This window comes from Enterobacter cloacae complex sp. Mu1197, from assembly GCF_040059225.1.
In the GTDB taxonomy this organism is placed as follows: domain Bacteria; phylum Pseudomonadota; class Gammaproteobacteria; order Enterobacterales; family Enterobacteriaceae; genus Enterobacter; species Enterobacter quasiroggenkampii.
In genome coordinates this window covers 1,838,409-1,864,336 of record NZ_CP157375.1, presented here as the reverse complement: position 1 = coordinate 1,864,336, position 25,928 = coordinate 1,838,409, and the positions used below count along the sequence as shown (strand labels likewise).

Annotated in this window: 29 protein-coding genes; 15 read left to right on the top strand and 14 right to left on the bottom strand. The window is 53.6% G+C overall.

Annotated features, from left to right (window positions below; genetic code table 11):
* Positions 1-102: 102 nt before the first annotated feature.
* Positions 103-1,356 (top strand): glycoside hydrolase family 18 protein, encoded by a 1,254-nt coding sequence (locus tag ABFV38_RS08815; protein ID WP_048027506.1) that lies wholly within the window; start codon positions 103-105, stop codon positions 1,354-1,356.
* Positions 1,357-1,407: 51 nt separating this feature from the next.
* Here ABFV38_RS08815 and ABFV38_RS08810 read toward each other — a convergent pair whose 3' ends face one another.
* Both ABFV38_RS08810 and msrB read right to left on the bottom strand, forming a co-directional pair.
* A complete protein-coding gene (locus ABFV38_RS08810; RefSeq protein ID WP_023327144.1) occupies positions 1,408-1,680 on the bottom strand; it encodes a YeaC family protein in 273 nt (90 codons plus the stop codon).
* 41 nt (positions 1,681-1,721) lie between these two features.
* Positions 1,722-2,135 carry a peptide-methionine (R)-S-oxide reductase MsrB gene (gene msrB / locus ABFV38_RS08805; RefSeq protein WP_008500710.1) on the bottom strand — a complete coding sequence of 138 codons (414 nt, stop codon included), beginning with the start codon at positions 2,133-2,135 and terminating at the stop codon, positions 1,722-1,724.
* Between the two features lie 341 nt (positions 2,136-2,476).
* Between msrB and gapA the strand changes: the two genes are divergently transcribed.
* Both gapA and ABFV38_RS08795 read left to right on the top strand, forming a co-directional pair.
* Positions 2,477-3,472, top strand: coding sequence for a glyceraldehyde-3-phosphate dehydrogenase (gene gapA, locus ABFV38_RS08800; protein ID WP_006809136.1), 996 nt, complete (start codon positions 2,477-2,479; stop codon positions 3,470-3,472).
* A 72-nt stretch (positions 3,473-3,544) separates the two neighbouring features.
* Positions 3,545-4,429 carry a D-hexose-6-phosphate mutarotase gene (locus ABFV38_RS08795; protein WP_235404140.1) on the top strand — a complete coding sequence of 295 codons (885 nt, stop codon included), beginning with the start codon at positions 3,545-3,547 and terminating at the stop codon, positions 4,427-4,429.
* A 78-nt stretch (positions 4,430-4,507) separates the two neighbouring features.
* Here the strand turns inward: ABFV38_RS08795 and ABFV38_RS08790 are convergent, their stop codons facing one another.
* Positions 4,508-5,254 carry a MipA/OmpV family protein gene (locus tag ABFV38_RS08790; RefSeq protein WP_045910236.1) on the bottom strand — a complete coding sequence of 249 codons (747 nt, stop codon included), beginning with the start codon at positions 5,252-5,254 and terminating at the stop codon, positions 4,508-4,510.
* A gap of 430 nt (positions 5,255-5,684) precedes the next feature.
* Here ABFV38_RS08790 and yeaG point away from each other — a divergent pair, with 430 nt between their 5' ends.
* The 3 genes from yeaG (at position 5,685) to ABFV38_RS08775 (ending at position 9,577) form a co-directional block, all read left to right on the top strand.
* Positions 5,685-7,619 carry a protein kinase YeaG gene (gene yeaG / locus ABFV38_RS08785; RefSeq protein ID WP_008500713.1) on the top strand — a complete coding sequence of 645 codons (1,935 nt, stop codon included), beginning with the start codon at positions 5,685-5,687 and terminating at the stop codon, positions 7,617-7,619.
* A 74-nt stretch (positions 7,620-7,693) separates the two neighbouring features.
* The gene (locus ABFV38_RS08780) at positions 7,694-8,977 is read left to right on the top strand and encodes a YeaH/YhbH family protein (protein ID WP_032651499.1); all 1,284 of its coding nucleotides are present in this window, start codon (positions 7,694-7,696) and stop codon (positions 8,975-8,977) included.
* 99 nt (positions 8,978-9,076) lie between these two features.
* Entirely contained in the window at positions 9,077-9,577 is a 501-nt protein-coding gene (locus ABFV38_RS08775; protein WP_008500735.1) for a YbaK/prolyl-tRNA synthetase associated domain-containing protein, read from the top strand.
* Between the two features lie 20 nt (positions 9,578-9,597).
* On the opposite strand, the gene yoaI is transcribed toward ABFV38_RS08775, so the two are convergent.
* A complete protein-coding gene (gene yoaI, locus ABFV38_RS08770) occupies positions 9,598-9,702 on the bottom strand; it encodes a small membrane protein YoaI (RefSeq protein WP_010430055.1) in 105 nt (34 codons plus the stop codon).
* A 145-nt stretch (positions 9,703-9,847) separates the two neighbouring features.
* On the opposite strand from yoaI, the gene ABFV38_RS08765 reads away from it, so the two are divergent.
* Entirely contained in the window at positions 9,848-10,294 is a 447-nt protein-coding gene (locus ABFV38_RS08765) for a DUF441 domain-containing protein (protein WP_008500737.1), read from the top strand.
* On the opposite strand, the gene ABFV38_RS08760 is transcribed toward ABFV38_RS08765, so the two are convergent.
* Positions 10,278-11,069, bottom strand: a complete 792-nt coding sequence (locus ABFV38_RS08760; protein ID WP_032674565.1) for a helix-turn-helix transcriptional regulator — start codon at positions 11,067-11,069, stop codon at positions 10,278-10,280. The genes ABFV38_RS08765 and ABFV38_RS08760 overlap by 17 nt on opposite strands.
* A gap of 99 nt (positions 11,070-11,168) precedes the next feature.
* Between ABFV38_RS08760 and ABFV38_RS08755 the strand changes: the two genes are divergently transcribed.
* Positions 11,169-12,356 (top strand): CynX/NimT family MFS transporter, encoded by a 1,188-nt coding sequence (locus tag ABFV38_RS08755; RefSeq protein WP_048027504.1) that lies wholly within the window; start codon positions 11,169-11,171, stop codon positions 12,354-12,356.
* Positions 12,357-12,387: 31 nt separating this feature from the next.
* Here the strand turns inward: ABFV38_RS08755 and ABFV38_RS08750 are convergent, their stop codons facing one another.
* Positions 12,388-13,095 carry a CTP synthase gene (locus ABFV38_RS08750; protein ID WP_048222585.1) on the bottom strand — a complete coding sequence of 236 codons (708 nt, stop codon included), beginning with the start codon at positions 13,093-13,095 and terminating at the stop codon, positions 12,388-12,390.
* A gap of 101 nt (positions 13,096-13,196) precedes the next feature.
* On the opposite strand from ABFV38_RS08750, the gene ABFV38_RS08745 reads away from it, so the two are divergent.
* Complete coding sequence (locus ABFV38_RS08745) at positions 13,197-13,541, top strand: DUF488 domain-containing protein (protein ID WP_348959144.1); 345 nt, start codon at positions 13,197-13,199, stop codon at positions 13,539-13,541.
* On the opposite strand, the gene ABFV38_RS08740 is transcribed toward ABFV38_RS08745, so the two are convergent.
* Both ABFV38_RS08740 and ABFV38_RS08735 read right to left on the bottom strand, forming a co-directional pair.
* Positions 13,542-13,847, bottom strand: coding sequence for a periplasmic protein (locus tag ABFV38_RS08740; RefSeq protein WP_045910231.1), 306 nt, complete (start codon positions 13,845-13,847; stop codon positions 13,542-13,544).
* A gap of 80 nt (positions 13,848-13,927) precedes the next feature.
* Positions 13,928-14,182, bottom strand: a complete 255-nt coding sequence (locus tag ABFV38_RS08735) for a DUF333 domain-containing protein (RefSeq protein ID WP_045910230.1) — start codon at positions 14,180-14,182, stop codon at positions 13,928-13,930.
* Positions 14,183-14,491: 309 nt separating this feature from the next.
* On the opposite strand from ABFV38_RS08735, the gene ABFV38_RS08730 reads away from it, so the two are divergent.
* Together ABFV38_RS08730 and ABFV38_RS08725 are read left to right on the top strand one after the other, a co-directional pair.
* Positions 14,492-15,520: a sensor domain-containing diguanylate cyclase gene (locus ABFV38_RS08730; protein ID WP_348959411.1), complete on the top strand. Its 1,029-nt coding sequence runs from the start codon at positions 14,492-14,494 to the stop codon at positions 15,518-15,520.
* A gap of 45 nt (positions 15,521-15,565) precedes the next feature.
* Positions 15,566-15,664 carry a YoaK family small membrane protein gene (locus ABFV38_RS08725; RefSeq protein WP_014883431.1) on the top strand — a complete coding sequence of 33 codons (99 nt, stop codon included), beginning with the start codon at positions 15,566-15,568 and terminating at the stop codon, positions 15,662-15,664.
* Between the two features lie 129 nt (positions 15,665-15,793).
* Here ABFV38_RS08725 and ABFV38_RS08720 read toward each other — a convergent pair whose 3' ends face one another.
* From ABFV38_RS08720 to ABFV38_RS08710, 3 genes are all read right to left on the bottom strand, one after another.
* Positions 15,794-16,042, bottom strand: a complete 249-nt coding sequence (locus ABFV38_RS08720; protein ID WP_008500746.1) for a GlsB/YeaQ/YmgE family stress response membrane protein — start codon at positions 16,040-16,042, stop codon at positions 15,794-15,796.
* A 284-nt stretch (positions 16,043-16,326) separates the two neighbouring features.
* Positions 16,327-17,799 carry a sensor domain-containing diguanylate cyclase gene (locus ABFV38_RS08715; RefSeq protein WP_348959410.1) on the bottom strand — a complete coding sequence of 491 codons (1,473 nt, stop codon included), beginning with the start codon at positions 17,797-17,799 and terminating at the stop codon, positions 16,327-16,329.
* Positions 17,800-17,977: 178 nt separating this feature from the next.
* Positions 17,978-19,486, bottom strand: a complete 1,509-nt coding sequence (locus tag ABFV38_RS08710; RefSeq protein WP_348959409.1) for an EAL domain-containing protein — start codon at positions 19,484-19,486, stop codon at positions 17,978-17,980.
* Positions 19,487-19,734: 248 nt separating this feature from the next.
* On the opposite strand from ABFV38_RS08710, the gene ABFV38_RS08705 reads away from it, so the two are divergent.
* Positions 19,735-21,234, top strand: a complete 1,500-nt coding sequence (locus ABFV38_RS08705; protein WP_348959142.1) for an EAL domain-containing protein — start codon at positions 19,735-19,737, stop codon at positions 21,232-21,234.
* A gap of 290 nt (positions 21,235-21,524) precedes the next feature.
* On the opposite strand, the gene ABFV38_RS08700 is transcribed toward ABFV38_RS08705, so the two are convergent.
* The 3 genes from ABFV38_RS08700 to icd all read right to left on the bottom strand — a co-directional run bounded on the left by ABFV38_RS08700 (position 21,525) and on the right by icd (position 23,520).
* A complete protein-coding gene (locus ABFV38_RS08700; protein WP_025911748.1) occupies positions 21,525-21,770 on the bottom strand; it encodes a DUF2543 family protein in 246 nt (81 codons plus the stop codon).
* Positions 21,771-21,844: 74 nt separating this feature from the next.
* Positions 21,845-22,192 carry a DUF1304 domain-containing protein gene (locus tag ABFV38_RS08695; RefSeq protein WP_126534335.1) on the bottom strand — a complete coding sequence of 116 codons (348 nt, stop codon included), beginning with the start codon at positions 22,190-22,192 and terminating at the stop codon, positions 21,845-21,847.
* A gap of 77 nt (positions 22,193-22,269) precedes the next feature.
* Positions 22,270-23,520 (bottom strand): NADP-dependent isocitrate dehydrogenase, encoded by a 1,251-nt coding sequence (icd, locus tag ABFV38_RS08690; protein WP_008500752.1) that lies wholly within the window; start codon positions 23,518-23,520, stop codon positions 22,270-22,272.
* A gap of 117 nt (positions 23,521-23,637) precedes the next feature.
* Here icd and rluE point away from each other — a divergent pair, with 117 nt between their 5' ends.
* From rluE to mnmA, 3 genes are read left to right on the top strand one after another with little or no spacing between them, the layout of a single operon-like run.
* Positions 23,638-24,291, top strand: a complete 654-nt coding sequence (gene rluE / locus ABFV38_RS08685) for a 23S rRNA pseudouridine(2457) synthase RluE (protein WP_045910226.1) — start codon at positions 23,638-23,640, stop codon at positions 24,289-24,291.
* A 9-nt stretch (positions 24,292-24,300) separates the two neighbouring features.
* Positions 24,301-24,774, top strand: a complete 474-nt coding sequence (locus tag ABFV38_RS08680) for an NUDIX hydrolase (protein ID WP_235404146.1) — start codon at positions 24,301-24,303, stop codon at positions 24,772-24,774.
* Positions 24,775-24,814: 40 nt separating this feature from the next.
* On the top strand, positions 24,815-25,927 hold the full coding sequence (mnmA, locus tag ABFV38_RS08675) for a tRNA 2-thiouridine(34) synthase MnmA (RefSeq protein ID WP_021241033.1): 1,113 nt from the start codon (positions 24,815-24,817) through the stop codon (positions 25,925-25,927).
* Position 25,928: the final 1 nt, after the last annotated feature.

Genomic DNA, 25,928 nt, shown 5'->3' with positions numbered 1-25,928 from the left:
TCGCAACCTCAGCGAAGCGGCAATGCTATTCTCTTTAGGCTGTTTTTTCGCCACGCCTTTTCCGTGGCGTGGTTAATTTTATTAAGTCAAAGAGGAACTTGTATGAAACGTTTGCCCTTGCTGGCAGCATTACCCTTGCTTTGCGCGTCAGTTGCCTCCGCCAGTTCCCTGATGTCCGTGGGCTACTTTAACGGGGGTGGCGATGTCACCGCCGGACCGGGTGGCGATATCAATAAACTGGACGTTCGCCAGATCACCCACCTGAACTACTCGTTTGGTCTGGTCTATAACGACGAAAAAGACGAAACCAACGCCGCGCTGAAAGATCCGGCGAAGCTGCATCAAATCTGGCTATCGCCAAAAGTGGCGTCCGATCTGGCCTTAATCCCCACTCTGCGTAAGCAAAACCCAAATCTTAAGGTCCTGCTCTCCGTCGGCGGCTGGGGCGCGCGTGGCTTCTCTGGCGCAGCGGCAACCCAAGAGAGCCGCGCGGTGTTCATCCGCTCCGCACAGGAGATTGTCGAAAAATATGGTCTGGACGGGATCGATCTCGACTGGGAGTATCCGGTCAACGGTGCCTGGGGGCTGGTGGCAAGCCAGCCCGCCGACCGGGATAACTTTACCGCCCTGCTGAAGGAGATGCGCGACGCGTTCGGGCATAAAAAGCTGGTGACCATTGCGGTAGGCGCGAATGCGGAAAGTCCGAAAAGCTGGGTGGATGTGAAAGCCATTGCGCCCCTGCTCGACTACATCAACCTGATGACCTACGACATGGCGTACGGCACGCAGTACTTCAATGCCAACCTGTATGACTCCAGCACCTGGCCGACGGTGGCCGCCGCAGACAAATACAGCGTCGATTTTGTGGTGAACAACTATCTGGCCGCCGGGCTGAAGCCGCAGCAGATGAATCTCGGGATTGGTTTCTATGGCCGCGTACCGAAACGCGCCGTGGAGCCGGGCATTGACTGGACGAAACCCGATGCGCAAAAAAATCCGGCCACTCAGCCCTACTTCGGGCCGCAGGAGATTGGGTTGTTCAAGTCACTCGGCTATGACCTGACCAAAGATACCTACGTGAAGTACAACGATATCGTCAAAAAGCTGCTGAACGATCCGCAGAAACGCTTTACTGAACACTGGGACGACCAGGCAAAGGTGCCGTGGCTCTCGGTGAAAGGTGCCGATGGCAGCGCGCTGTTTGCGATTTCGTATGAGAACCCGCGATCCGTGGCGATCAAAGCGGACTACATCAAAGAGAAAGGGCTCGCCGGAGCGATGTTCTGGGAGTATGGCGCGGATGACGAAAACCAGTTAGCGAAGCAGCTGGCGGCGTCGCTCGGGATCCCACACTAAGGTGTAGTGTGCCGGGTGGCGCTAGCGCTTACCCGGCCTACAGGGAGAGCCTTATTTGAAAGTCGCAATCGGCTTCGGCGTGATACCGAAGTCCTCTTTCAGCTCACGCTTGCTCTTCATCACCATCTGGCCACGGGTGTCGATCGTCATGTGCTGCGCGTCGGTGTTGTTGCGCGCCTGCCACAGCATCACCAGCTGCAGGCTGTTCTCTTTCTGCTCCGGGGTCAGCGCGACGCCATCGGGCCATTTTCCCAGCTCTACGGCGGTGACCAGACGCTGATAAATTTCCGGCGTCATCCCGCTAATCATGTCTTCAATATTCACAATCCCGCCCTTTCGAAGGAATAATTTGCTGAATCGTTTTTTCAACCCTTGATCTGGTCGCCGTTTTCGTCGTCAGTGAAGCTCATTGAGGCTGAATTCACGCAGAAACGCTCGCCCGTTGGCTGAGGGCCATCCGGGAAGACGTGGCCAAGGTGCGCATCGCAGTTGCCGCAGCGAATTTCGGTGCGCACCATACCGTGCGACGAGTCGGTCAGATAGCGGATAGCCTCATCGCTCACCGGCTCGTAAAAGCTCGGCCAGCCGCAGCCCGAATCAAATTTCGTTTGTGAATTAAACAGCGGGGCATCACAGACCAGGCAGTGGTAGACACCGTCCCGCTTGTTGTGCAGTAAACGCCCGGTGAACGGGGGTTCCGTTCCGTGGTTCTGCGTCACGTAAAACTGCATTTCTGTGAGGTTTTTTTTCAAATCGTCAGGGTTACGTTGGTTCGACATATGCTTACATCTCGCTGTAGAAACAGACATCTTTTACCCCGCATTCTAACAAAACATTAACACCCTTGCGTGCACTTTTGATCTAAACTTATGTGTCGCGAAAAGGCGGTCAGGCAATTGTGATCACATTCACATTTTTATCCTGCGAGGACTTTAAAATTCCGGGCGCAGCCCCCATGTGGTTGCAAGCTCAAAGGGAAAGTGAGGCGAGTCAGTCGCACAAACGTTAGTCACAGGATTGATTTGTCGCAATGATTGACACGATTCCGCTTGACGCTGCGTAAGGTTTTTGTAATTTTACAGGCAACCTTTTATTCACTAACAAATAGCTGGTGGAATATATGACTATCAAAGTAGGTATCAACGGTTTTGGCCGTATCGGCCGTATTGTTTTCCGTGCTGCTCAGAAACGTTCTGACATCGAAATCGTTGGTATCAACGATCTCCTGGACGCTGAATACATGGCGTACATGCTGAAGTACGACTCAACTCACGGTCGTTTCGACGGCACCGTTGAAGTGAAAGACGGCCACCTGGTTGTAAATGGCAAAACCATCCGCGTTACTGCTGAGAAAGACCCAGCTAACCTGAAATGGAACGAAATTGGTGTTGACGTTGTTGCTGAAGCAACCGGTATCTTCCTGACCGACGAAACTGCACGTAAACACATCACTGCGGGTGCGAAGAAAGTTGTTCTGACTGGTCCTTCCAAAGACAACACCCCAATGTTCGTTCGTGGTGCAAACTTCGAAACTTACGCTGGCCAGGATATCGTGTCTAACGCATCCTGCACCACCAACTGCCTGGCACCGCTGGCTAAAGTTATCAACGACAACTTCGGCATCATCGAAGGTCTGATGACTACCGTTCACGCAACCACCGCTACTCAGAAAACCGTTGATGGCCCGTCTCACAAAGACTGGCGCGGCGGCCGTGGCGCGGCTCAGAACATCATCCCATCCTCTACCGGTGCGGCTAAAGCTGTAGGTAAAGTACTGCCAGAACTGAATGGCAAACTGACTGGTATGGCGTTCCGCGTTCCAACTCCTAACGTATCCGTTGTTGACCTGACCGTTCGTCTGGAAAAAGCTGCTTCTTATGAAGAAATTAAGAAAGCAATCAAAGCTGCTTCCGAAGGCCCAATGAAAGGCGTTCTGGGTTACACCGAAGACGACGTTGTTTCTACCGATTTCAACGGCGAAGTGTGCACTTCCGTGTTTGATGCTAAAGCAGGTATCGCACTGAACGACAACTTCGTTAAACTGGTATCCTGGTACGACAACGAAACCGGCTACTCTAACAAAGTACTGGACCTGATCGCTCACATCTCCAAATAAGTTGAGATGAGTGTTTGATCCAAAAAGGCGACTTCGGTCGCCTTTTTTATTTATAAGACAGAGGATTGCTTAATGATTAATAAAATTTTTGCACTTCCGGTAGTCGAACAACTTACCCCTGTGCTCTCCCGCCGCCAGATTGACGGTGCTGACGTTATCGTCGTTGACCATCCACGCGTTAAGGCCTCCGTGGCGCTGAACGGCGCCCACCTGCTCTCCTGGAAACCCGAAGGTGAAGCAGAGGGATTGTGGCTGAGCGATGTGACCTCTTTCAAAAAAGGGGCGGCGATTCGCGGCGGCGTACCGATCTGCTGGCCGTGGTTCGGCCCGTCCGCACAGCCGGGTTTGCCTTCTCACGGTTTTGCCCGTAACCAGCAGTGGACCCTGAAAGCGCATAACGAAGACGACAACGGCGCCGTGCTGACCTTTGAGCTGCAGGCTAACGATGAAACTCGTGCCCTCTGGCCGCACGATTTCACCCTGTACGCCCGCTTTAAGCTGGGTAAAACTTGTGAAATCGAACTGGAAGCCCACGGCGAGTTCGAAACCACCTCCGCCCTGCACACCTATTTCAACGTGGGTGACATCAGCGCAGTGAAGGTGAGCGGCCTTGGCGATACCTTTATCGACAAAGTCGATAACGCCAAAGAAGGGAAGCTGAGTGACGGCGTTCAGGCGTTTCCTGACCGTACCGACCGCGTCTATCTGCATCCGGAAGCATGCAGCATGATCCACGACGGTGCCCTGAACCGCGGCATCGAGGTGGTACATCACCACCATAGCAACGTGGTGGGCTGGAACCCGGGTCCGGCGCTGTCTGTCAGCATGGCCGACGTGCCTGACAACGGTTATAAAACGTTCGTCTGCGTGGAAACCGCCTGCGTAACCACCCCTCAGAAAGCGAGTGAAGAAAAGCCATCTCGTTTAGGGCAGACGATCCGCATTGTTAAGCGATAATCTCGCTGCACCACACTAAAGCAAACGGGGCGCATGCGCCCCGTTTTAATGCATCAATTGCACACTATGAGTGCACAATCAGAACTTGTAGGTCACACCGACAGAGAAGATGCCTGCCCAGGACTTGTCGACCATCGGGCTATCCTTCACTTCATCGCTCAGACGCTCATAACGGCCAGTACCGTACACGCTCCAGTCGCCGAGGAAGTTATAGCTCGCGGTCAGCTCCAGGTACGGATCCCAGCCGTCATCTGCGCTGTAACTCTTCAGACCGCTACGACGGGACTCGTTTTTAGAGACGCCATAATAGTAGTCGTTGTAGTTCTCGCTGTTGTACTGCACACCAATCCCCGGGGTCAGAGTCAAAGCACCGTTGGTATAGCGGTACAACCACGCCAGGTCCCAGATAAAACCGTTGCTGTTATCCAGCGTATCGCCTGCCAGGGCCGTACGCAGGAAGCCATACTGGGTGTTATGCACATAAGAGAGGCCAGCCATCATTGAGCTTTTACGCTTGTCGAGCTGGCGAAGCGCGTGGCTGTCGCTATCACCCGGCTTGAAGTGCGTCGGATCATAGTAAGCCATGATGGAGAGCTTATCGGCCGTATCGTTCCACAGATAGTAGCCGCCACCGAGCCCACGGAACCAGACGTTATCCCCTTCATAGGTGATAACGGGAACAGGGTAAACATCACGGTCATACTGTTTGTACGGGCTGTTAATGACGCCAACACCCGCGCCAACCGTCCACTGACTTTCCGCCTGTGCGGTGCTTACTGCGGTCGCGGCAAGGATGCCTAATGCCAGAAGTTTGAGTTTGGTCACAATCCATTCTTTCCTGTAGTCAAATAATCAGCGGGTGAAGTGTAACCGCCATTCCCGTACATCCCAAAATTTTTTGCCTGCTAATCAGTCCGATTAACCCATTATTTTTAACTTATCAGATGACAACCTGCTTTCATTTACATGAACGCTGAATGAAAAACGTGCTTTTGCCTTATTACCAGAGTGGAAATTTTTGGATGAGTTATTGATATGTCATTGAAAGTAGATTTTATGGGCATGCAAGTTTTGCAAATGCCATCTACGCTTTAATTTAAGAAGAGTTTTCCTGAACACCTGCGGTTCTTAGCGTCTGACCTGGCACACAGGTTGCTGCTCTGGCAGTGAGGTGCGAGAGATTCTCTTCCGGGAGCCTCCACTACTCATACGAACGGCTCTTATCCTGTGCTAAAAAACGAAAGGACGGCATGCCATGAATATATTCGATCACTATCGCCAGCGCTATGAAGCTGCCAAGGACGAAGAGTTCACACTGCAGGAGTTTCTTACCATCTGTCGGCAAGATCGCAGTGCCTATGCCAATGCGGCAGAACGGCTATTAATGGCTATTGGTGAGCCAAACATGGTTGACACTGCCCTGGAACCCCGGCTTTCCCGTCTCTTTTCGAATCGGGTGGTCGCCCGATACCCGGCGTTTGAAGAGTTCTATGGTATGGAAGATGCCATCGAACAGATTGTCTCCTACCTGAAGCATGCCGCTCAGGGTCTGGAAGAGAAGAAACAGATCCTCTATTTACTCGGCCCCGTGGGCGGCGGTAAATCCTCGCTGGCGGAACGCCTGAAGTCGCTGATGCAGCGCGTGCCTATCTATGTGCTGAGCGCCAACGGCGAGCGCAGCCCGGTGAATGACCATCCGCTGTGCTTGTTCAATCCGCAGGAAGATGCGCAGATTCTGGATAAAGAGTACGGCATCCCGCGTCGCTACCTCGGCACCATCATGTCGCCGTGGGCGGCCAAACGCCTGCACGAATTTGGTGGCGACATCACCAAATTCCGCGTGGTGAAAGTCTGGCCGTCGATCCTGGAACAGATCGCCATCGCCAAAACGGAACCCGGTGATGAGAACAACCAGGATATTTCGGCGCTGGTCGGTAAGGTCGACATCCGCAAGCTGGAAAACTTCGCGCAAAACGACCCGGATGCCTACGGTTACTCGGGTGCACTGTGCCGGGCTAACCAGGGGATTATGGAATTCGTCGAGATGTTTAAAGCGCCCATCAAGGTGCTGCATCCGCTGCTGACGGCGACTCAGGAAGGAAACTACAACGGGACGGAAGGTATCTCTGCCCTGCCGTTTAACGGGATCATTCTTGCCCACTCGAACGAATCTGAATGGGTGACTTTCCGTAATAACAAAAACAATGAGGCCTTCCTTGACCGCGTGTACATCGTCAAGGTGCCTTACTGCCTGCGGATCTCCGAAGAGATCAAAATTTACGAGAAACTGCTTAACCACAGTGAGCTGGTGCATGCGCCGTGCGCACCAGGCACCCTGGAAACGCTGTCACGCTTCTCCATCCTTTCGCGCCTGAAAGAGCCGGAAAACTCCAGCATCTACTCGAAAATGCGCGTGTATGACGGTGAGAGCCTGAAGGATACCGATCCGAAAGCGAAATCGTATCAGGAATACCGCGACTACGCCGGGGTTGATGAAGGGATGAACGGTCTGTCCACGCGCTTCGCGTTTAAGATCCTCTCCCGCGTCTTTAACTTCGACCATGCGGAAGTGGCGGCCAACCCGGTTCATCTGTTCTATGTGCTGGAGCAGCAAATTGAACGCGAACAGTTCCCGCAGGAGCAGGCTGAACGCTACCTTGAGTTCCTGAAAGGTTACCTGATCCCGAAATACGCCGAGTTCATTGGCAAAGAGATCCAGACGGCCTACCTGGAATCCTATTCAGAATACGGGCAGAACATTTTCGACCGTTATGTCACCTACGCTGACTTCTGGATCCAGGATCAGGAGTACCGCGACCCGGATACCGGCCAGTTGTTTGACCGTGAATCCCTGAACGCGGAGCTGGAAAAAATCGAGAAGCCTGCCGGGATCAGTAACCCGAAAGACTTCCGTAATGAGATTGTGAACTTCGTCCTGCGCGCCAGAGCGCATAACAACGGGCGCAATCCGAACTGGACCAGCTACGAGAAACTGCGCACGGTCATTGAGAAGAAAATGTTCTCCAATACCGAAGAGCTGCTGCCGGTGATCTCGTTTAACGCCAAAACCTCAACCGATGAACAGAAAAAACACGACGATTTTGTCGACCGTATGATGGAAAAAGGCTACACCCGCAAACAGGTCCGCCTGCTCTGCGAATGGTACCTGCGCGTGCGTAAATCGTCTTAAAACAAGTGCCCGGCGGCGGTTAGCGCCTGCCGGGCCTACAAAATGCAAGTTGGCAAATGCAGTACGGGGGGTATATGACCTGGTTTATTGACCGGCGTCTTAACGGCAAAAACAAGAGCACGGTGAACCGCCAGCGCTTCTTGCGTCGTTATAAAGCGCAAATTAAACAGTCTATCTCCGAGGCCATCAACAAACGCTCGGTGACCGACGTCGACAGCGGCGAGTCTGTCTCCATCCCCACCGATGACATCAGCGAACCGATGTTTCATCAGGGGCGAGGCGGCCTGCGCCATCGCGTACACCCAGGTAATGACCACTTCGTTCAGAACGACAGAATTGAGCGCCCTCAGGGCGGCGGTGGTGGTTCAGGAAGCGGTCAGGGACAGGCCAGCCAGGACGGTGAAGGTCAGGACGAATTTGTCTTCCAGATTTCGAAAGATGAATATCTCGACCTGCTGTTCGAAGACCTGGCGCTGCCGAATCTGAAAAAGAATCAGCATCGTCAGCTTAATGAATATAAAACCCACCGCGCGGGTTATACCGCCAACGGCGTGCCCGCCAACATCAGCGTAGTGCGTTCGTTGCAGAATTCGCTGGCGCGACGCACGGCCATGACGGCAGGCAAACGTCGCGAACTGCGCGAGCTGGAGAGCAGCCTCAAGGTAGTAGAAAACACGGAACCGGCGCAACTGCTGGAAGAGGAGCGCCTGCGTAAAGAGATTGCAGAGCTGAGGGCGAAGATCGAACGGGTACCGTTTATCGACACCTTCGACCTGCGCTACAAGAACTACGAAAAACGCCCTGAGCCCTCCAGCCAGGCGGTGATGTTCTGTCTGATGGACGTGTCCGGCTCGATGGATCAGGCCACCAAAGATATGGCGAAGCGTTTTTATATCCTGCTCTATTTGTTCCTGAGCAGAACCTATAAGAACGTGGAGGTAGTCTATATCCGCCACCACACCCAGGCGAAGGAGGTGGATGAACATGAGTTCTTCTACTCGCAGGAGACCGGGGGCACCATCGTCTCGAGCGCGCTGAAGCTGATGGATGAAGTGGTCAAAGAGCGCTACGACCCGGCGCAGTGGAATATTTATGCCGCGCAGGCGTCGGATGGCGATAACTGGGCCGACGACTCGCCGCTGTGTCACGAGATCCTGGCGAAGAAAATTCTGCCGGTCGTGCGTTACTACAGCTATATCGAAATCACCCGTCGCGCGCACCAGACCCTGTGGCGGGAGTATGAGCATCTGCAGGCGATGTTCGATAATTTCGCCATGCAGCATATCCGTGACCAGGATGACATTTATCCGGTGTTCAGGGAGCTGTTCCACAAGCAGTCTGCTACCAGCAACGCATAAACCCACAGCCAGCGAACCCGCTGGCTGTTTTCTTTCGACCCTGTTCATCCCGTGCTAATGTAGAAGGCTGCATACTGGATTATCACCGGGAAAATCGTTATGACTGACGACGTTATTGGAACAGGAACCCACCAGCAGCTCATTACCTTACTTACCGAGCAGGGCGCGCGTTTTCGCGTCATGGAGCACGAGGCGGTCGGGAAATGTGAAGCGGTAAGTGAAATTCGCGGAACCGATCTGCGGCAAGGCGCCAAAGCCCTGGTCTGCAAGGTGAAGGGAAACGGCGTGAAAAAACACGTTCTGGCGATTCTGGCCGCCGACCTGCAGGCTGACCTGAGCCAGCTTGCCAGCCATTTTGGCGGGCTAAAGGCTTCCCTCGCCAGCCCGGCCGAAGTCGATGCCCTGACCGCCTGCGTTTTCGGTGCTATCCCGCCCTTTAGCTTTCATCCTGACCTGGCACTGGTTGCCGACCCGCTGCTGTTCGAGCGCTTTGACGAAATCGCGTTTAACGCCGGCCTGCTGGAGAAATCCGTGATTATGGATACCCAGGATTACCTGCGCATCGCCCGTCCTGAGCTCGTCACCTTCCATAAAGCGTAACTGCGATGGCTGACGCCCTGTCAGCCTTTTCGTTCCAGAAACAGCACGGAGGCAACGAGAATAACGGCAATAGCGAAAAACGATGAGGAGATAATCAGCGTTTCCACAAACATGTGATCGTTCATGATGGCGACCCCTTTTGCGATATCTGCTTTCGTTTTAATCCGCGTAAATGACAAGGTTATGACAACGACAAAATCTTTTTAACACTGTTCTCTGCCGCGTTTGCGCGTACAGTAAACAGAACAATTTTTCTGGCAAGGATTCCCTATGTTTGACCCTACTCTGCTCATTCTTCTGGCACTCGCCGCGCTCGGCTTTATCAGCCATAACACTACCGTCGCCATCTCGATTCTGGTGCTGATTATTGTGCGCGTGACCCCGTTAAATACCTTTTTCCCTTGGATAGAAAAACAAGGCCTCACCATCGGGATTATCATCTTAACCATTGGGGTGATGGCGCCGATTGCCAGCGGTACCCTTCCCGCCTCAACGCTGCTGCACTCGTTTGTAAACTGGAAATCGCTGGTGGCGATCGCGGTGGGGATTTTTGTGTCGTGGCTGGGCGGTCGCGGCGTCACGCTGATGAGCAGCCAGCCCTCGCTGGTGGCGGGTCTGCTGGTGGGTACCGTGCTGGGCGTGGCGCTCTTTCGCGGCGTACCGGTCGGCCCGCTGATTGCGGCTGGCCTTGTCTCGCTGTTTATTGGGAAGTCGTAGTCAGGCTGGCCATATAACGCGCTGGCGTCTGGCCCAGCCCCTTCCTGAACATGGTGATAAACGCGGTGGTCGAGTCATAGCCCAGTGACTGGGCCACCTGCTGCACCGATTTCCCGCTTATTAAATGCTGTAACGCCACAATCAGCTGCAGCTGGTGGCGCCAGCGACGAAAGCTTAAGCCGGTCTCTTTCACCACCAGCCGCGCCAGATTGCGCTCGCTCATGGCGAAGTGGCTCGCCCACTGCGTTAGCGTCTGCCAGGCGGCGGGCTCTTCCGCCATCTTCTCGCTCATCAGCCTGATTTTGGGATGGGGCGACACGGGCAGCTGCAGATGTTCCTGACGCTGGAGCGGCAGCTCGTCAAACAGCACGTCCACCAGGCGCGACGTGGTCGCAAGAGAGAGCTGCTCACGTGATTTTTCCGCCAGCGATAAAATCAGCTCCCGCACCAGAGGGGAGATTTTCAGGGTACAGCAGCGCTCGGGCAGGCTGACGGCCCCCGGCTCAATAAACAAAAAGCAGAGCTGCGCGCCCGGCGTGGCCCTGTTGCTGTGCGGCATCTGGCCGGGGATCCAGACGGCATACTGAGGCGGCACCATCAGCATCGCATTTTCCACTTCACAGGTGATTGCGCCGCCGAGAGCCAGAATCAGCTGCCCCTTACGGTGATGATGCCGGGGAATATACTGTTCCTCCGCCACCACCTGAATGCGAAATGCGACGGCCGCATCGTGCTGGCTATCTGGATCGTAGCCTTCCAGTCCCAGACCAATCATCAGTTTGTCCGATATTAGCGATAAACTGTCATTTTAGCCTGATTTCAACCGCTGAGAAAATCGGTATTGTGTGCGCTCGCTTGAACGTATGAGAACATAATGACTACTGCTATTCGCACCTCAGGAAAACACGGCGCGCTGTTGATTGCAGGCATCCTGATGATTGCCACTACGCTTCGCGTCACCTTTACCGGCGCAGCGCCGCTGCTTGATACCATTCGTCTTGATTATGGCTTAAGCACGGCGCAAACCGGTCTGCTGACCACCCTGCCCCTGCTGGCTTTCGCCCTCGTCTCGCCGCTCGCCGCAGGCGTTGCCCGGCGTATCGGCATGGAGCGCAGCCTGTTTATTGCCCTGCTGCTGATTTGCGCCGGGATTGCCGTTCGCTCGCTGCCCTCCGCCGCTTTGCTTTTCACCGGAACGGCGATCGTCGGCTGCGGTATTGCGCTCGGGAACGTGCTGTTACCCGGATTAATTAAGCGTGATTTTCCGGGCCAGGTGGCGAAGCTCACCGGCGCCTATTCCCTGACGATGGGCGTCTCGGCGGCGTTTGGCTCAGCGATGATCGTTCCCCTTGCACAGGGGAGTGCGGGCTGGCATGGCGCGCTGCTGATGCTGATGGCGTTTCCGCTGGTCGCATTGCTGCTCTGGCTGCCGCAGTGGCGTCAGAAACACGTCGCAACGGTAACGGGCGCAGGCGCGCTGCATAACCGCGCGATCTGGCGCTCGGCCCTCGCCTGGCAGGTCACGCTCTTTTTGGGGATAAACTCGCTGATTTACTACGTCATCATCGGCTGGCTGCCGGCAATACTGCTGAGCCACGGCTACAGCGAAGCGCAGGCTGGCTCGGTGCACGGTCTGTTGCAGCTGGCCACGGCCGTGCCGGGACTCGCCGTTCCGCTGATCCTCCACCGTCTGAAAGACCAGCGGGCGATCGCAGGCGCGGTGGCGCTGATGTGCGCGATAAGCGCGGCGGGATTATGGTTTATGCCGGGCATGGCGGTGATGTGGACGCTGGTGTTTGGCTTTGGCACAGGGGCAACGATGATCCTCGGCCTGACGTTTATCGGTCTGCGCGCCAGCACTGCACACCAGGCGGCGGCGTTGTCCGGCATGGCGCAGTCGATTGGCTATCTACTCGCCGCCTGCGGCCCTCCGCTAATGGGGAAAATTCACGATAGCGCGGGAGACTGGCGGATCCCGCTCTTGGGCTGCGCGCTGGCCGCCGTGATTATGGCCCTCTGCGGCATCTTAGCCGGGCGAGACCGGGAGATCGCGCCCCGTTAAACAGTGTGGCAGACCCTTGGGTCTGCCTTTTTTACCCGCGCGCCGCGCGCAGCATCGCCTGTACCAGCACGACCGGACGTCCTTCCAGTGCAGCACGCTCGTGCTGGAATAAGGTGATCACGAAGAACGGGTGCGTGACCAGTTCCGCGGCACGGATTTCACCCTGATCGTCCCAGCCCGTCACATGCATATCACCGTTTTCCAGCGCCTGTGCAAACGCTGGCGACACGCCATAGTTACAGTGATATCCCTCTTCAATTTCCGGCTTGCCGTACGCTTTGGCAATCAGTGTATTCCTGCGCAGTTCAATCGCATCGGTTTTTTCCACCAGCGAGCAGGTCAGCGGCGCAATCACCATGGTGCCTTCGGTATCCGTCTCAGCGTGTGCCGCATCAGCCCAGCCCAGCACGTTTCGGGCATACTCAATCAGCGCATGCTGGAACCCGCCGCAGGTGCCCAGGAACGGGATGCTGTTTTCACGGGCGTAGCGCGCGGCAATAAAAGCGGCCTCGGTGTTTTTGTAGGGGCTGGCAGGAACCAGCCAGATGGCATCGTAGCCCACCAGATCTTCAGAGCTTGTCAGCTCCGTCGTGGCCAGCCAGTCGTAATCGGCGGTGAGGTCAAGCACTGCGGCGGCGTCGTCAATGGCCAGCGGGATCGCCTGATGCGCAATAACATTGGGATTGTAATCGCCAACCAGCGCAATGCGCAGCGTCGTTTTAACCGGGAGGTGTTCCATGAAAGGTTCCTTATGCCAGAGTATTATCAGATAACATAAGGAACCTCAGACTACCGATCTTTTGCAATTATCACAATACCTTAAATTGGGAGGGTGAAATCATGATTCAGTGCAAACGGGTCTACGAACAGGCAGGCTCTGATGACGGCTATCGGGTACTGGTAGACAGGCTGTGGCCGCGCGGCGTTAAGAAAACGGACCTTGTGTATGACGAATGGTGTAAAGCGCTCGCGCCCTCAACGGAACTACGCAAGGCCTTTCATAGCGAAACGATTGATTTCACCGCCTTCAGCCAGGCCTATCGGGAAGAGCTGGCGCAGCAGGCTTACGAGGGCGCGCGTCTGGCGACGCTGGCGCGCAGGCAGACCGTCACCCTGCTCTTTGCTGCCAAAAACACGGAGCAAAATCACGCCCTGGTCTTAGCCGACTGGCTGCGCCATCTGTGATCAGCCGATCGTCAGTTCATCCAGAATTTGCGGCGCTTCATCCGGGGTGAGCGGCATCAGATGTTCGGCGCGGACAAACGCAAAGCCGTGCTGATTATCGAAGGCGTAGACATCACCCGTCACCAGCCAAAGTGCGCGATCTGCGGTAGTGGGTAATTGCGTCATCACGCCGTTGACCGGGTTAACGAAGCGCAGGCCAGGCTGGCAAAGGCCAAACAGCTCAACAGATTTACCAATATTGCGACGGCCTGACGCCGTGCGGGCACCCACGATCATCGCCATGCTGCCCGGTTTTAACTGAAACATACTTCTCTCGCGGAAACGAACGCCAGATACTGGCTAAGATTAATCCTAAAGAGAAGTGTATCGCAGGCGGTATCCGTCTGTCACCTGGTGGGTTGCGGATGATCGCGACGATAGAGCGTCCATTCATCGATCACTTCCCCGCCCGGTAATTTGCACTCGGTGCGAACGCCCTGCGGGCTTTGAACCGGGATCTGTTCCCCACCTTTCTCCAGGCAGTAGACGGAGGCCGGGTTCGCCATACCGATAACGTGCGGCGGTTTCGGCGCATCGGGTGGCGTGGTTTTTGCGGTGCAGGCGGCCAGGGGAAGCGCCAGCGTCAGAAGCAGAAATCTCATCTCATTGATCCTTTTGACATCATTACACCCTAAGGGTAACGGGTCATCGCCGCGTTCTCCATGATTTCTCCATTTTAACTGCACTTTTCAGCATTATAGTGTGGCATGTTCTCGATATGACCAGAGAACATCATTCCGTAATCAAGATGTCTTTGCCCCGGTCTCAACAACGGGGCTTTTTTTCGCGCCTGCTCCCCGCTTCCTGCATATATTAAATTTTCTGTATTCATGTTTTACTATGCCTGAAGCCTAAAAACTCAGCATAACATGCAGATGCAGACGTCTTCTGCCTGGGAGTCATTCTACGTCATGTCGGACCTTATCCTCGCTCGCGTTTCAGAAACCCTTGCCACCGAGCAATCCCTTGAAAGCCTCGTTCGCCAGCTGCTGGAGATGCTGGAAATTGTCACCGACATGGAGTCGACCTACCTGACGAAGGTGGATATCGAGGCGCGGCTGCAGCACATCCTCTACGCCCGCAACAGCAAACAGATGACGATCCCGGAGGGGCTGAGCGTCCCATGGGATGAGACGCTGTGCAAACGCGCGCTGGATAGTGACACGATGTTCAGCAATGACGTGCCCGAGCGTTGGCCCGAGTGTGAAGCTGCGAAAGCACTTGGCATTACCACCTACATGAGTATTCCTGTCCATCTTGCGGATGGTTCACTTTACGGAACGCTCTGCGCCACCAGCACGGCCAGAAAGCCGCTGAGCGAGCGCGCTGAACAGGTGCTGAAGCTCTTCGCCGGGCTGATTGCCCAGTCCATTCAGAAAGAGTCGCTGGTGACCCAGCTTCGCGAAGCCAATGCGGCCCTCATCGCGCACTCCTATACGGATGCCCTTACCGGTTTACCCAACCGTCGCGCCATTTTTGAAGATCTGACCACCCTCTTTTCTCTGGCCCGGCACCTGAAGCGTAACGCCATCATCGCGTTTATCGATCTGGATGATTTCAAGCTGATCAACGATCGTTACGGCCACGAGGCTGGCGACCAGTTCCTGATAGAAGTGGGCAAGCGTTTGACCGAAGAGAAACAGCAGGACGATATTATCGGTCGTCTGGGCGGGGATGAATTTCTGGTCGCGTCGCTGAGCCAGCCCCACCTGGACGGGGATAACGCGCAGCTTACGCTGCTCAAAACGCGCCTCAGCGCCTGCATCGCCAGTGAATACTGGCTCGGCAGCGTTCATATTATTTATACGGGCGCCAGCTTCGGCGTGATCGAAGTGGACCCTGCCGCAACCGATCCTGACAGCGCATTACGCGCTGCGGATGTGGCGATGTATCAGGATAAGAAAGGAAAAAGCAAAACACGCTTTCTCACTATGGATTAACCCCGTACACTCTACGGCGTTACAGAAACCGAAACAGGTGATGGTATGAGAATAGGGATCCTCTTCCCGGTCGTTATATTTATAACGGCGGTGGTTTTTTTAGCGTGGTTTTTTGTTGGCGGCTACGCGGCGCCGGGGGCATAAATGCGGAAGACAACCGTCATTATGCTGATCGTTGCCATTGCAGCGTTTGCCGGCACGCAGCTTGGCTGGTGGTAAACCCAATACGTAAAAAGGCCGCCATCCGGCAGCCTTTTTCAACGCTTTCAGAACTTAGCTTTTGATCTTTCTGTAGATAAACAGAACAACCAGCGCACCGATCACCGCGACGGCGAAACTGCCGAAGTTAAAGCCATCGACCTTGCCAAAACCGAACAGCGTACTGATCCAGCCGCCGACTACCGCGCCGACAATACCCAGTATTACGGTGACGATAAACCCACCGCCATCTTTGCCCGGCATGATCCACTTCGCCAGAATACCCGCAATAAGCCCAAAGATAATCCAGGATAAAATTCCCATAACTTTCCTCTCTGTATGGTTTTTGTCATTAAATCAACGACACAAAAAAGAATAGCACAGGATTCCAGAAAGGAAATTTGTGATAAGCATCACAGTGAGAGAGTGCGTCATTTTTCATCAGCAAAAAGAATGGGCCACATAAACTGTGGGGTTGCATCTTTTATTGAGAAAGATTATCTTTCTCAACACTGAATAGTTGAGAGAAACACTCAGGTATTCAGTACGACATTGCTCACATTGCTTCCAGTATTTTTTGCCCACTCCTGAGTGGGCTTTTTTTTAGCTCATACCCCAACAAACGCGTACCGGTTACGTCCCGCACGTTTCGCCTGATAGAGGGCCTGGTCTGCGGCAATAATGATATTTTGCTGGCTGCCCGCGATGTCGACGGCACGGGCGGAAGAAATCCCGACGCTTACCGTCACCCGGCCGAAGGGGCTAAAGGCATGGGCGATTTGCAGCGAGAACACATTGCGAATAATCGTCTGGGCCAGACGAAGCGCCTCCTGAATATCCGTATCCGGCAATATCAGCGCAAACTCCTCTCCGCCGTATCGCGCCACAAGCTGATTATCACGGGTAAGGCTCTCCCTGAGGCTGTTTCCAAGCATAGCCAGACACCGATCCCCTTCCGGATGGCCGTAGTTATCGTTGTATTTTTTGAAGTAGTCCACGTCCACGATCAGTATCGAAATCGGGGCGTCATGCGCGGCACACAGAGCGATGTCCGAGAGAATTTTTTCATCAAAGACGCGGCGATTGTACAGCCCGGTCAACGCATCTTCTGAGGCAATAATCTTCAGCGCTTTGTTATCCCGTGTTTTACGGGACAGGTCGGAATAGAGGAAGTATGACGCGACGATGAGTATCGCCGTGAACACGAAAATGAGTACCGCCAGCTGAATCGCCTGCTTGCGCCAGGGGGCAAGAGCTTCATCAATGCTAACCGCCACGGTGGTGACCAGTCCGTAGCGTCTGTTTTTCTCATAGGCATAAATGCGCTCGATTTTATCAAACCGTGAGATGGAGCTGGCTATCCCCGTATTTTGTACCTTGAGATATTTCCTGAAGAGCGGTGAATCAGAAACAATCGTGCCGATATAGGTATTTTTAAAGGGATACCGGACCAGCAACACGCCTGATTGCGTCGTTAAGCCGATGACGCCCGAGTGACCGATATTAATCTGCCCGTAGAGCGCCAGAAAATTTTCGATACCCAGCGTCACCACCACCACACCGTTAAATGCCCCGGTCTGGGTTTCAAGGCGCCGGCTGATGGTGATAACCCATTTGCCATTGGTTCTGCTTACCACCGGCTCCCCAATAAAAATCGCCTGATTTTTATTTTCTTTGTGATAGATAAAAAACTCTCTGTCCGAGCCTTTGCGTGGCCCCGTAAAACTTTCATGCAGCGCGGTAAAGATATCGCCCTGAGCATTGTAAACAACCACATTATTAATCTGGGTAAGAAGGTTATCCTGATTATTGATCATGTGCTGAATATTGGTCGCCTGCTGCGGGGTCATGCCATAAATTTCGATTATGTCGGAAACGGTAGTAATTAACATTTCACTCTGGCGCATGATCCCTTCGGTATAGACATCAAGGGTATGGCTCAGGTTAGCGACGCTGGTATTAATTTGCTGGATTGACTGCTGTCTGGACGTGGCAATTTGGACAGCAAGCGCCAGCGAGATGATCAACGAGACAATGATGACGGTAATGGTTGTTGTGTAAAAAGTATTTTTCACATGCACGAGCTTTTCCACCTTATCACGCCTGATATCCCTGGCTGACAACTCTTGTCACTGTAACAAAGCTCAGGATAAGAGGAAAATAAATTGCACTTAAGCATACAACAGAAGCTCGTCTTTATTTTGTTTTTCACCGACTGGTAACCGGCGCTATTCCTGACGCTCAGCAACGCCCGGCGTTTTACACCATCACGGTCTCCCTGGGCTTAGATAAAATGACTTTAATAAAATCGATATAGGAGACGGGTTTACCAAAATAATAACCCTGCAGCAGGGTAATCTCATTACGGTTGAGATACTCCAGCTGCTCTTTCGTTTCTACGCCTTCGGCCACGATCCGCAATGAAAGTTTTTTCGCCAGGTCAATAACGCAGTCCAGCAGGATCGTTGAGTCCTTCTCCTCTGATACACGGTTAACAAAGCTTTTATCAATTTTAATATAATCTATGGCAAGCGCATTGAGACATGACAGCCCGGAATACCCTGTACCAAAATCATCCAGTGCTATGACAAAACCGGCGTTATGCAGCGCGTTGAGGTTTTCCACCAGATGAGGATTATCGATCAACGGTTCACGTTCGGTCACCTCAAGCACCAGCTTCACGGCTTTACCCTGAAACCCCTTGCCGAAGATTCGGCAGTCACCGATGAAAGAAGGGGCATTGATGTGTCTGGCGCTGATGTTCACCCCGATATGGAACCCGTCCGGCAGCTTAGGCAGGAGCGGCTTAAGCTGTGTGACCACTTTCGCCATCAAGCCTTTGGTCAGTGGAATAATCAACCCGCTACGTTCAGCTATCGGGATAAAGACGTCCGGCGGGATAAAGCCTGACTTAGGATGCTTCCACCTTGCCAGGACTTCAACACCGTATAACCCGCCGGTATCGCCGTTCACGATCGGCTGGTAATAAGGCACGATCTCTCCCTGCAAAATGGCCTTACGCAAATCGTCTTCAAAGCTGGTGCTTTTCCCCTTGTAGCGGCGGATCAAAATGCCCACCGCCACGGATAGCGCGAGAATCAGCAGAATCAGGCTCCATCCCTGTTGCAGTAGCCGCGTCAGGCTAAAAAAGGCAGGCGGTCGCCAGGCCAGACTGAAGGGGAAGTGCGAAGAGGTCGTCAGTGACCCCGCCCACGAGGCCGCTTTCCAGCCGGTCACCTCACCGTTGCGCGTAAACATCCTGTCGCCGACAACCAACCCCAGGTTAACGCTGTTTGATGCGTTTGCGATGACGTCCTGCAAATGCGCATCACTGACGCTGACGATGACGCGCCCTCCCGCAATGGGCATCTGGAAGACAAGCACCGGGATGCCATTCACCAGTCGATTACCGGGTAGCAGCATTAATTTTTGTTCAGGTAACGTCTCCGGATGCACAATCAAAACGCCATTCCCGGGAAGGGATGTACAGATGATTTGCCCCTGCTGCTGGATCATGATGGCGCGCAGATGCGGTTTTAGCGCGGCTTCTGTCCCCAGCGCCAGCTGTCCGCTGCTGCTACACCCCTGCTCCGCAACGCGCTTCGCCGTGCTGGCCGCACTGACGGCTTCCGACAGAATGCTTTCTATTTTCTGGGTGCTTACCGTGGCGGTATGAACGTTATTCATTTTCGTCATCTGCCATAACTGCCAGTTAATAATCAGTATGCCGATCAGAAAAAGAAACAAGGCACTGAAAACAGGGATCATCACGTTACGCACGATGTTTTCCTTAATAGAATAAACAAGCATGGAGGATCGGAAAGAAGAACCCGTGGTTTACCCGGCGTTGCTTATCACAATGAAAATAGCTTAGCTGAGAATTATCTTAAAAAACTGATGCTTTCGTATGAGTTCACCCGCCCAAATTTGCTCACCCGACGTGACTATCAGGCTTGTGCCTTGCCCTGGCTGTGTTAAGCTTTGTGAAATCAGGGAGCGGACAGGATAACTGGAAAATGAAAAAGCGCATTGCCGTTGCGATCGTTTCAACGCTTCTGGTCATCCTGTCTCTTTATGCGGTCAACGTGGTTATCATCGGCCAGCAAAAAACCAAACAGCTTGAAATATCCCAAACCCTTTTACATTATTCAGAAGATCTGTCCCAAAGCGTGGCGCTGGGCCTCAAAAGCATAACGACACAGGGATGTGATAAAGCCAGCCTTGATAGCTACAGGCAAATAAAGCTTAATAACCTCTATTTCAGCGATATCGGTTTTATCGAAAAGGGAAAAATTGTCTGTACCGCTTTTTGGGGTAAACTCGCGACGCCCGTTCCACTTCCTGCGGAACTGCATAAAACGCCGAGAGGTTTTCTCCTGGCGCAGTTTTCCAGAAAAGACTTTTTCACCGGCAATGCGGCCATTTATAATAATATTATTATCTTCACCTCCCGCTATGCTTACGATAAATTTACCCCGGTAACCGCAAGCTATTCTCTGAGCGCCACCACGAAGGACTTTGGCCGGATCTTTTTTTCAGCCGCCCCTGAGCTGCAGCCGCAGAGCTGGCTGCATGCGACATTGTTCACCCTGACCATTACACAGTGCAGCGCCTTGTGGGATCTCTGCGTGATAGTAAAACACCACGATGCGGGACTGGCCTCGCTCCCCCCGTTTATCTTTACGTTTCTCGCGGCCATACTCTTTTTTATCTGGGTCGCGATAACGTTATTTATCTTCCGTCTCTATGAAGACCGTTATTCGCTGGAACGCACGCTGATCAAAGCCGTAATAACGAATACCTTCAGCGTTAATTATCAGCCCATTATTCGTATTCGCGATCAAAAAATCGTGGGTGTCGAAGTTCTGTCGCGATGGCGCGATCAAAAGCACGGAGACGTCTCGCCGGAGCTGTTCATCCCATTAATTAAGAAAATCGGTCTGTATAAAAAATATTACAGCAATATTATCGCGAAGTCCCTTTCAGAAATTGCCCCGCTGGCGATTAAGCATCAGCTGATCGTTTCAATCAACGTTGGGCGAAAAGAAATTGAAGACGGACAGTTTATTAACATTTTGCGTCGCGAGTGCTTAGCCAATCGCCTCCCCCTTTCCCTGATGAAGGTCGAGCTTTCTGAGAAAGCCGTTTCCGCGGCGGGTATCCTCGAGGAGTTCTGTCAGGAACTGAAGTCGCTTGGCGTAAAAATATCAATCGATGATTTTGGCGTGCAAAATTCAAATCTGGCCCGGCTGTCGCAGCTTGAATATGATGAAATTAAAATTGATAAATCGCTGGTGGATGGCGTCAGCGAGCATTATAAGCAAAACATCTTTGTTATCTTCAGCGATGCCCTTGCGAAGTTGAATAAAACCCTTGTTTTCGAAGGCGTGGAAAATGAAATTCAGTATCGCTTTATTGCGGACAGATATCCCGATGCCCTGATCCAGGGATGGTATTTTTCAAAAGCACTGACCCGGAGCGAACTGGCGAAGCGACTCACCGGCGTCGCCCCGTAATCAGAAGCCTGCCATGCACGTTTTTTTACACGCAGGCGTTTCCATTTTTTCCGCCAAAACATATAGTCGTCATATTCAGACGGTAGATTACCCTGAAGCACACTCTTATTTTGGTTAAAAACGTGAAATTATCCTTATTTTTTCCAGTGGTACTGTTCTTTCTGATCGTTATTTTCGCGCTGTTTATTGATAAACCCACTTCGCCTATTCTGCGGAAAAAATGCATGTGGTCCGATAGCGTGATGCTGAGCTGTATCGCAAAGCATCAGCATAACGGTTTCTAAGGCAGGCTATTCATTTCCCCACTGATTGAGGAAGTTCGCAACATCATCAATGCGACCCGCACGGATCCCGGCTTCAGTGGCCATCTCCTGCTGGGCTTCCTCGCTGATCTCCTCATTATTCGCTAAGCGGGTGAGCAGCAGCTGGAAATAGTGTGCCAGCGCGTCGCGCTCTGACTCAGCGACTTGCTCTGCGGCTTCCGTCGCGTACTCGTCGGCAATGTCATAATATTTCAGTGGGATGTCGTTGTGCATAACAGTCTCGTCTCAGGTCAATAAAGGTAACGTCACGAGTATATCGGAGGCGTTATCTCAACCAAAGCATTGCTTCAGAGGAGTAACGCAAGCAGCGCTGCGAGCGCGGGTATGGCCTGCACATACAAAATTTTACGGCTGGCGGTGGCTGCGCCAAAAAGTCCGGCGATCAGTACACAGGTCAGGAAGAAGATGGCTACCTGAATCCCCTTTTCGCCGAGCCAGAGGCTCCAGAGCAGACCGGCTGCCAGAAAACCGTTATACAGCCCCTGATTCGCGGCCAGCACGCGGGTGTCGCGCGCAAAATCAGGACGCAGATTAAAAGCCTTGTGCCCTGTTTTGGTATTCCACAGGAACATTTCCAGCACAAGAATGTAGAGATGGATGAGTGCAACGACAGCGATAAGGACAGTGGCTAACATCGAGTTGTCTCCCGCAGGCAGAAGCAAAAAAAACGGGAACCCTCAGGCCCCCGCTCTTGTTTAACCCAGAATCTGGATTACATGTTCGCGATAATCGCGTCGCCAAACTCTGAACATTTCAACAGCTTAGCGCCTTCCATCAGACGTTCGAAATCGTAAGTTACGGTTTTCGCGTTGATCGCGCCTTCCATACCTTTAACGATCAGGTCTGCGGCTTCGAACCATTCCATATGACGCAGCATCATCTCTGCGGACAGGATGATAGAGCCTGGGTTCACTTTGTCCTGACCTGCGTATTTAGGTGCCGTACCGTGGGTTGCTTCGAACAGGGCGCACTCGTCACCGATGTTCGCGCCAGGGGCGATACCGATACCGCCAACCTGCGCTGCCAGGGCGTCAGAGATGTAGTCACCGTTCAGGTTCATACAGGCAATCACGTCGTATTCTGCAGGACGCAGCAGGATCTGCTGCAGGAACGCATCGGCGATCACATCTTTAATGATGATCTCTTTGCCGGTGTTCGGGTTTTTGATCTTCTGCCATGGGCCGCCGTCGATCAGCTCACCGCCGAACTCTTCTTTCGCCAACTGGTAGCCCCAGTCTTTGAACGCGCCTTCGGTGAACTTCATGATGTTGCCTTTGTGAACCAGGGTCACAGAGTCACGGTCGTTGGTGATCGCATATTCGATGGCCGCGCGCACCAGACGTTTGGTCCCTTCTTCGGAGCACGGCTTAATGCCGATACCGCAATGCTCAGGGAAGCGAATTTTCTTCACGCCCATCTCTTCGCGCAGGAATTTAATCACTTTTTCTGCGTCAGCAGAGTCCGCTTTCCATTCGATACCCGCGTAGATGTCTTCTGAGTTTTCGCGGAAGATAACCATGTCGGTCAGTTCCGGGTGCTTAACCGGGCTTGGGGTGCCCTGATAGTAACGAACCGGACGCAGACAGACGTACAGGTCCAGCTCCTGACGCAGTGCCACGTTCAGGGAACGGATACCGCCGCCGACTGGGGTGGTCAGGGGGCCTTTAATAGCAACGCGGTAGTCGCGGATCAGGTCCAGCGTTTCTGCTGGCAGCCAGACGTCCTGGCCATAAACTTGCGTCGATTTCTCACCGGTGTAAATTTCCATCCAGGAAATTTTACGCTCGCCTTTGTAGGCTTTCTCAACAGCGGCATCAACCACTTTCAGCATTGCCGGGGTAACGTCTACACCGATACCGTCGCCTTCGATGAACGGAATAATCGGATTGTGAGGAACGTTAATCTTGCCGTTTTGCAGGGTGATCTTTTTACCTTCCGCCGGAACAACTACTTTGCTTTCCATTAACCTCTCCTTCGAGCGCTTCTGGTTGTTACTGATCTTATGTTAATAAATTGTAATGAGCCCTTCGATAGTACCTGATTGTCCGACGCCATGAAAGGTCTTCGTTATTAGGCTATAATGCGGCAATTGATAACGCCTGAAAATACCATGAAGAAAACTTCTTTTACAAAACACCGGGTTGAGCGATTCAGCTCGCGACAAGCCGCCAGACGACCGCAAGAAACCCAGCCAAAGCGGGTGATTCTGTTCAATAAACCTTACGATGTTTTGCCGCAGTTCACCGACGAAGCCGGACGCAGCACGCTAAAGGACTACATCCCTGTTCAGGGGGTCTACGCGGCCGGGCGTCTGGACCGGGACAGCGAAGGCCTGCTGGTCTTGACCAACGACGGCGCGCTGCAGGCGAAGCTCACGCAGCCGGGAAAACGCACCGGCAAAATTTACTTCGTCCAGGTCGAAGGCGAGCCGGACGAAGAAACGCTGGATAAATTACGCAAAGGCGTCACGCTGAACGACGGTCCCACCCTGCCGGCAGGTATTGAACGCGTGAATGAACCGGAGTGGCTGTGGCCGCGCAATCCGCCGATCCGCGAACGCAAATCCATTCCGACCAGCTGGCTCAAAATCACCCTTTATGAAGGCCGCAACCGTCAGGTTCGGCGGATGACCGCGCACGTCGGCTTCCCTACCCTGCGTCTGATTCGCTACGCTATGGGTAACTACACCCTGGAAACGCTGGCAAACGGTGAATGGCGAGACGTTACCTTTTAAGGAGTCACTATGTTTAAACCTCATGTCACGGTTGCCTGCGTGGTCCACGCCCGGGGTAAATTCCTGGTTGTCGAAGAGAGCATTAACGGCAAAGCGCTGTGGAACCAGCCAGCCGGGCACCTTGAAGCTAATGAGACCCTTCTTCAGGCCGCAAGACGCGAGCTGTGGGAAGAGACCGGCATTCACGCTGAACCCCAGCACTTCATCCGTATGCACCAGTGGATTGCACCCGATAGCACCCCTTTCCTGCGTTTTTTATTTGCCGTTGAGCTTAGCGAAACGTGCGCCACTGAGCCGCAGGATGACGATATCGACCGCTGTCTGTGGGTCACCGCCGACGAGATCCTGAACGCGCGAAACCTGCGCTCGCCCCTGGTTGCGGAAAGCATTCGCTGCTGGCAGTCAGGCGCACGCCTGCCGCTGGATGTCATCGGCGCATTTAACTGGCCGTTTACAGAGGGTGCCAATGGTGGGGGGGCGTGATAGAATACGCCGCCTTGAAGTTCAATGTCGTGAGTATTCCATGTCAGATAATAGCCAGAAAAAAGTGATCGTCGGCATGTCCGGCGGTGTCGATTCCTCCGTTTCCGCCTACCTGTTACAGCAACAGGGCTATAAGGTGGAGGGCCTGTTCATGAAGAACTGGGAGGAAGATGATGGCGAGGAATACTGCACTGCCGCAGCGGATCTCGCCGATGCGCAGGCCGTGTGCGATAAGCTCGGCATTGAACTGCACACCGTTAACTTTGCCGCAGAATACTGGGACAACGTGTTTGAACTGTTCCTCGAAGAGTACAAAGCGGGCCGCACGCCGAACCCGGATATTCTGTGCAACAAAGAGATCAAATTTAAAGCCTTCCTGGAATTCGCCGCGGAAGATCTGGGCGCAGACTACATTGCGACCGGTCACTACGTGCGTCGCGCTGACGTGAATGGCAAAAGCCAGCTGCTGCGCGGTCTGGACGGCAACAAAGATCAAAGCTACTTCCTCTATACGCTGAGCCACGAGCAAATCGCCCAGAGCCTGTTCCCTGTCGGCGAGCTGGAAAAGCCGCAGGTGCGTAAAATCGCCGAAGAGCTGGACCTGATCACCGCGAAGAAAAAAGACTCTACCGGCATCTGCTTCATCGGCGAGCGCAAATTCCGCGATTTCCTCGGACGTTACCTGCCCGCACAGCCGGGTAAAATTGTCACCGTCGACGGGGAAGAGATTGGCCAGCATCAGGGGCTGATGTACCACACCTTAGGCCAGCGTAAAGGCCTGGGTATCGGCGGGACGAAAGAAGGTAGCGAAGATCCGTGGTACGTGGTCGACAAAGATGTCGAAAACAATATTTTGGTTGTTGCTCAGGGTCACGACCATCCGCGTCTGATGTCCGTTGGCCTGATCGCGCAGCAGCTGCACTGGGTCGATCGTGAGCCGCTAAAAGGCACGCTGCGCTGCACGGTGAAAACACGCTACCGTCAGACCGATATTCCTTGCACCGTTACCGCGCTCGATGACGATCGCATTGACGTGCGCTTCGACGAGCCGGTCGCCGCCGTCACCCCAGGCCAGTCTGCTGTCTTCTACAGCGGCGAAATCTGCCTGGGCGGCGGGATCATTGAACAGCGCCTGCCGCTGCCCGCTGTTTAAC

What these genes read in the sequence shown, in the direction of transcription:
- ABFV38_RS08815 (WP_048027506.1), top strand. Translation starts at nt 103, where the DNA reads ATGAAACGTTTGCCCTTGCTGGCAGCATTACCCTTGCTTTGCGCGTCA.
- msrB (WP_008500710.1), bottom strand. Translation starts at nt 2,135, where the DNA reads ATGTCGAACCAACGTAACCCTGACGATTTGAAAAAAAACCTCACAGAA.
- gapA (WP_006809136.1), top strand. Translation starts at nt 2,477, where the DNA reads ATGACTATCAAAGTAGGTATCAACGGTTTTGGCCGTATCGGCCGTATT.
- ABFV38_RS08795 (WP_235404140.1), top strand. Translation starts at nt 3,545, where the DNA reads ATGATTAATAAAATTTTTGCACTTCCGGTAGTCGAACAACTTACCCCT.
- yeaG (WP_008500713.1), top strand. Translation starts at nt 5,685, where the DNA reads ATGAATATATTCGATCACTATCGCCAGCGCTATGAAGCTGCCAAGGAC.
- ABFV38_RS08780 (WP_032651499.1), top strand. Translation starts at nt 7,694, where the DNA reads ATGACCTGGTTTATTGACCGGCGTCTTAACGGCAAAAACAAGAGCACG.
- ABFV38_RS08775 (WP_008500735.1), top strand. Translation starts at nt 9,077, where the DNA reads ATGACTGACGACGTTATTGGAACAGGAACCCACCAGCAGCTCATTACC.
- yoaI (WP_010430055.1), bottom strand. Translation starts at nt 9,702, where the DNA reads ATGAACGATCACATGTTTGTGGAAACGCTGATTATCTCCTCATCGTTT.
- ABFV38_RS08765 (WP_008500737.1), top strand. Translation starts at nt 9,848, where the DNA reads ATGTTTGACCCTACTCTGCTCATTCTTCTGGCACTCGCCGCGCTCGGC.
- ABFV38_RS08760 (WP_032674565.1), bottom strand. Translation starts at nt 11,069, where the DNA reads ATGATTGGTCTGGGACTGGAAGGCTACGATCCAGATAGCCAGCACGAT.
- ABFV38_RS08755 (WP_048027504.1), top strand. Translation starts at nt 11,169, where the DNA reads ATGACTACTGCTATTCGCACCTCAGGAAAACACGGCGCGCTGTTGATT.
- ABFV38_RS08750 (WP_048222585.1), bottom strand. Translation starts at nt 13,095, where the DNA reads ATGGAACACCTCCCGGTTAAAACGACGCTGCGCATTGCGCTGGTTGGC.
- ABFV38_RS08745 (WP_348959144.1), top strand. Translation starts at nt 13,197, where the DNA reads ATGATTCAGTGCAAACGGGTCTACGAACAGGCAGGCTCTGATGACGGC.
- ABFV38_RS08740 (WP_045910231.1), bottom strand. Translation starts at nt 13,847, where the DNA reads ATGTTTCAGTTAAAACCGGGCAGCATGGCGATGATCGTGGGTGCCCGC.
- ABFV38_RS08735 (WP_045910230.1), bottom strand. Translation starts at nt 14,182, where the DNA reads ATGAGATTTCTGCTTCTGACGCTGGCGCTTCCCCTGGCCGCCTGCACC.
- ABFV38_RS08730 (WP_348959411.1), top strand. Translation starts at nt 14,492, where the DNA reads ATGTCGGACCTTATCCTCGCTCGCGTTTCAGAAACCCTTGCCACCGAG.
- ABFV38_RS08725 (WP_014883431.1), top strand. Translation starts at nt 15,566, where the DNA reads ATGAGAATAGGGATCCTCTTCCCGGTCGTTATATTTATAACGGCGGTG.
- ABFV38_RS08720 (WP_008500746.1), bottom strand. Translation starts at nt 16,042, where the DNA reads ATGGGAATTTTATCCTGGATTATCTTTGGGCTTATTGCGGGTATTCTG.
- ABFV38_RS08710 (WP_348959409.1), bottom strand. Translation starts at nt 19,486, where the DNA reads ATGATCCCTGTTTTCAGTGCCTTGTTTCTTTTTCTGATCGGCATACTG.
- ABFV38_RS08705 (WP_348959142.1), top strand. Translation starts at nt 19,735, where the DNA reads ATGAAAAAGCGCATTGCCGTTGCGATCGTTTCAACGCTTCTGGTCATC.
- ABFV38_RS08700 (WP_025911748.1), bottom strand. Translation starts at nt 21,770, where the DNA reads ATGCACAACGACATCCCACTGAAATATTATGACATTGCCGACGAGTAC.
- ABFV38_RS08695 (WP_126534335.1), bottom strand. Translation starts at nt 22,192, where the DNA reads ATGTTAGCCACTGTCCTTATCGCTGTCGTTGCACTCATCCATCTCTAC.
- icd (WP_008500752.1), bottom strand. Translation starts at nt 23,520, where the DNA reads ATGGAAAGCAAAGTAGTTGTTCCGGCGGAAGGTAAAAAGATCACCCTG.
- rluE (WP_045910226.1), top strand. Translation starts at nt 23,638, where the DNA reads ATGCGGCAATTGATAACGCCTGAAAATACCATGAAGAAAACTTCTTTT.
- ABFV38_RS08680 (WP_235404146.1), top strand. Translation starts at nt 24,301, where the DNA reads ATGTTTAAACCTCATGTCACGGTTGCCTGCGTGGTCCACGCCCGGGGT.
- mnmA (WP_021241033.1), top strand. Translation starts at nt 24,815, where the DNA reads ATGTCAGATAATAGCCAGAAAAAAGTGATCGTCGGCATGTCCGGCGGT.